Genomic DNA, 4,159 nt, shown 5'->3' on the forward strand with positions numbered 1-4,159 from the left:
GGTGATTACAGACCTACGCCTTCCCGGAGCGGACGGGTTGGCCGTCCTCAAGGCCACAAAAGAAAAATCTCCCCAGACAGAAGTCGTCGTCATTACGGCTCATGGGTCTGTGGAAACCGCCGTCGGTGCGATGAAACACGGCGCGTTCGACTACATCACCAAGCCCTTCCAGATGGATGAACTCCTGATAATCGTCGAACGCGTCGGTCGCGTCGTGGCGCTGCGTCGCGAAAATCAGGATCTCAAGGAAACACTCGAAGACAAATTTTGTTTCAGTGGAATCCTTGGGACAAACAGCCAAATGCGAGCCGTTCTCGACAAGATCAAGACCGTCGCCAGCACGGACTCGACTATCTTGATTCTGGGTGAAAGCGGAACAGGGAAAGAGCTGGTCGCCAATGCGATTCATCAGAACAGCCCGCGGAGCCAGTACCCGCTTATCAAGGTGAGTTGCGCAGCTCTGCCGGAAACCTTGTTGGAGGCAGAACTATTCGGCCATGAGAAGGGCGCGTTTACGGGAGCGTTGCGGCAGCGACGGGGTCGATTCGAAATGGCCCATCGAGGAACCTTGTTCCTCGATGAAATTGGAGAGATCTCGCCGGTCGTACAGGTGAAGCTACTGCGGGTGTTGCAAGAAAGAAAATTCGAACGGGTCGGAGGCAACAACACAATCGACGTGGACGTCCGGGTCGTCTGCGCGACACAGAAGGATCTCCGCAAAGAGGTATCGCAAGGGCGATTCCGTGAAGATCTTTTCTATCGATTGAACGTGGTCCAGGTCGTGATACCTCCGCTACGGGCACGCCAGGAAGACATACTTGTGATAGCCGAGCACGTCTTGCAGACCTGTTCGACAAAGATGAATAAGAAGCTGAAAGGGTTCTCGTCGACTGCGCGCGAACTGCTCCTCCGGTATTCATTTCCTGGGAACGTGCGGGAGCTTGAAAACATGGTCGAGCGGGGTGTGGCCTTGGGGCGTGATCAGCAGTCGATCCAACCTGCCGATCTTTGCGGGTTTCAGTCCTGCCCCTTTACAGGGGGGGCGCCTCAAGACTCCTGCGGGTTCTGCAACGAAGGCCTTTCAGGACACAAGCGGACGGAACGGCCGATGACGTCTCTGGCTGCGGCCCGCGAGGAATTCGAGAAGGAGTATATCGTATCGGTGTTGGAGCGAGTCGAGGGAAGCCGCACCACTGCTTCAAAGATCCTCGGGCTATCTCGCAAAGCTCTCTGGGAAAAGTGCAAACGCTACGGGATTCCATCTGCGAAGGACGAGGCCGAAACAGAAGACGACACGTAACTTACTCCGCCGGCTCCGCCCCACCTTCCCACAGCTTCACCGTGCGATCCCATGAGGCACTTGCCAGCCGTCGTCCGTCCGGTGAGAGGGCGATACAGCGCACGCCTCCCGCATGGCCTTTGATCGTCCGGAAGCATCGGCCGTTCGAGAGATCCCAGAATCGGATCGTGTTGTCGTCTCCCGAACTGATGAGCACCTTGCTGTCAGGGGTGACGACCAGCGATCTCACCCAGCCTGTATGGCCTTTGATGGTTCGATATTCCAGGCCATTCGGCATCTCGAACATCTTAATCGTCTGATCGCGACTGCCTGTAATCAGGAATTTCGCATCCGGCGTAAAAGTCATGGCGCCGATCCAATAGTCCATTGGCTTTTGGAATCCCCCGTCGTCTTCGATGAAATACCCGCGGGTTTCGGTCGAGTCGACTTCGTCTTCCTTCCAGTGACCGTTATGGAGAATCTTCTCTTCACCGCTTGGCAGCACTTCCCAGATTTTGATCTTGCCGATGTCGGTGCCGCTTGCCAGGTGAATGCCGTCCGGCGAGAAGGCAACGCAGACGGACCAATGGTGATCGTACTGGTCCTTCCCGAGCAGCGTCATCAACTCTGTGCCGGTTGTGACTTCCCAGATTTTGATGTCCTTATTATGGCTCCCGCGAGCGAGCATCAATCCGTCAGGCGAGAGGGAGAGGCTGCACACGTTATGGTCATAACGGGTAAATAAAAGCTTGAGCGGCTCACCGGTTTTGGGATTCCAAAGTCTTATCGTGCGGTCTTCGCTTCCGGAAGCAAGGGTTTGTCCGTCTGGAGTGAAAACGACTGCGCGAACATCGTGTGTGTGGCCACGAAGGGAGCGGAGCAGTCGGCCTGTTTCAATGTCCCAGATACGAACGAGTCGGTCGACTCCGGCACTTGCCAGGGTCTGGCCGTCCGGTGCGAAGGCGACGGTCCAAACTCCATGGGAATGGCCGCGAAAAGTCTTGAATTCCCTGGCATCGGTCTTCCAGTATTCAAGATGATCTGTTAAAGGAGGCAGTGCCTCTGGTTGTGATGTAGGAGCGGATGGTGCCGGAGTCGGTGTTGCGGTCTGATCTGCCATGGTACGATTCCCTCTCGGTATTTCCTGTAGACCGTCTGTAAGGACAGGCGGTGCTGGTTTGCAAATCTCCGCGTCAGCCCAGTATAATTCGGGATAGTTCAGGTGATCGTAAGAGAAGCCTGGTCTGCAAGTCAAGCCGCCATACGAGCCATTTTGCAAGAGGTTACACATGGGAAACGGCGCCATTACCACTGATGCTGGAGTCAGGAAGACAGCGATGGAGCTTCGCTTCCAGCCGTCATTATTGCAGGAAGTGATCGACTCGTTCGTGGAGAAGACCGAACGCGAGGGTGATCCCACCTATTATAAGGAGTTCCACGAACTGGCCGATCCTATTTATGAGAAGTTCACCTTGGACGATCGCGAAAGCGAATTCAAGAAGCTCTATCAGTATCTATTCGGTACATGGGGATTTTCCGACATCATCCGTGATGCTTTCAATGAATATCCCATTCTCAAGGAAAAAATCGGCATTGTCCTGGTGAAGGGTGTGCTGAAGGAAGATCAAGAGGGGGTCGACATCCTACGGAAATGGGGGTCCGTCGAACAGGATTTGGCGAAACAGTTCGAGGAGAAGGGACTTAAGGGGATCGGGATCAAGTTGATCCCTCGTCGATTCTACGATCCGGCGCTGACCCGGTATTGTCGCCACGAACTGCTGCACATTTCCGATATGCTGGATCCTCTGTTCGGATACGATCCTGATACGAAGGTCGGGCAAAATCCGGGAGAAGAAACGCTCATCCATCACCGGTATCGTGTGTTGTGGAACTTGAGCGTTGACAGCCGGCTCATCACAGCCGGGAAAGAGCCGATGCTCTCGAAAGAGGACCGGTTCAAAGAATTCAGGTCCTGGTACAGAAAAATCCCGGCTCCTCAGTTGAAGTCGGTGTTCGAAGGGTTATGGCAGACGGGCTTCTTTACCCATTCCGAGCTAATTGAAATGGCCACCGACACCCTGAGGGTCATGGACCGAGCCGTCGACGTCGAAGGCGGAGAGGTTCCGGAAACCGAAAATAAGGTCATGTTGATGCCTGGGTTCCCCTGTCCGCTCTGCCGATTCCCGACCTATTCATGGGTTGAAGATTTGGGGACCAAAATCGAACCGTACGTGTTGGACTTCATCCGTGAGAATCACCCAGGCTGGGACGTCGAGTTCGGTGCCTGCGACCGATGTGTTGAGGTCTATAAACTGCGCGCCGACGGCGTGATGTAGATGTAAAGGCTCGAAGATCAGCCCAAGGCTGAGGCTAAGGGCAGTGACGATTCCCTCCTCAACCTGGGCCTCAACCTCAATCTGCTGGATTAGGCAATACCGTGGCTACCGATCCGAAATACGGGCGGCGGGATTTTCTCAAAGACTCTGTCTTCTCCGTCGCGAAAGCCGCCCACGAATTCACCAAACATAGAGAGGTGGTTCCCGAGAAGGCAGCGCCGGCCGTGCGCAAGGATTGGTTGCGGCCTCCCGGTGCTGTCGATGAAGATGTATTCCTCGAACGCTGCACGAAATGCAGTGATTGCGCGAAGGCCTGTCCTCATGGCTCAATCGTGTTTCACCAACTGGATGGAACGCCCGTCATCTTTGCCGACCAGGTTCCCTGTTACCTCTGTGAAGATCTCCCGTGCATTTCGGCTTGTGCGACGGAAGCACTGATCGCAGTCGATGGACCTGAGCAGGTCAGAATGGGCGTCGTGACGGTTTCCCATCGCCTCTGCACGGCAGGGCAGGGGTGTCATGCCTGTGTCTCAAAGTGTCCTAC

Annotated in this window: 4 protein-coding genes; 3 read left to right on the forward strand and 1 reads right to left on the reverse strand. The window is 55.1% G+C overall.

Going from position 1 to position 4,159, the window contains the following annotated elements:
- Window positions 1–1,300: sigma-54-dependent transcriptional regulator (locus tag ACWVCN_RS01095; protein WP_455243659.1), on the forward strand; the 1,300-nt coding region annotated here is incomplete at its 5' end.
- A 1-nt stretch (window position 1,301) separates the two neighbouring features.
- Here ACWVCN_RS01095 and ACWVCN_RS01100 read toward each other — a convergent pair.
- A complete protein-coding gene (locus tag ACWVCN_RS01100) occupies window positions 1,302–2,399 on the reverse strand; it encodes a WD40 repeat domain-containing protein (protein ID WP_455243660.1) in 1,098 nt (365 codons plus the stop codon).
- Between the two features lie 169 nt (window positions 2,400–2,568).
- Here ACWVCN_RS01100 and ACWVCN_RS01105 point away from each other — a divergent pair, with 169 nt between their 5' ends.
- Both ACWVCN_RS01105 and ACWVCN_RS01110 read left to right on the forward strand, forming a co-directional pair.
- A complete protein-coding gene (locus tag ACWVCN_RS01105; protein ID WP_455243661.1) occupies window positions 2,569–3,615 on the forward strand; it encodes a hypothetical protein in 1,047 nt (348 codons plus the stop codon).
- Window positions 3,616–3,716: 101 nt separating this feature from the next.
- The coding region (locus ACWVCN_RS01110) for a 4Fe-4S dicluster domain-containing protein (RefSeq protein WP_455243662.1) at window positions 3,717–4,159 on the forward strand (443 nt) is incomplete at its 3' end.

It is taken from the genome of Petrachloros mirabilis, assembly GCF_975968855.1.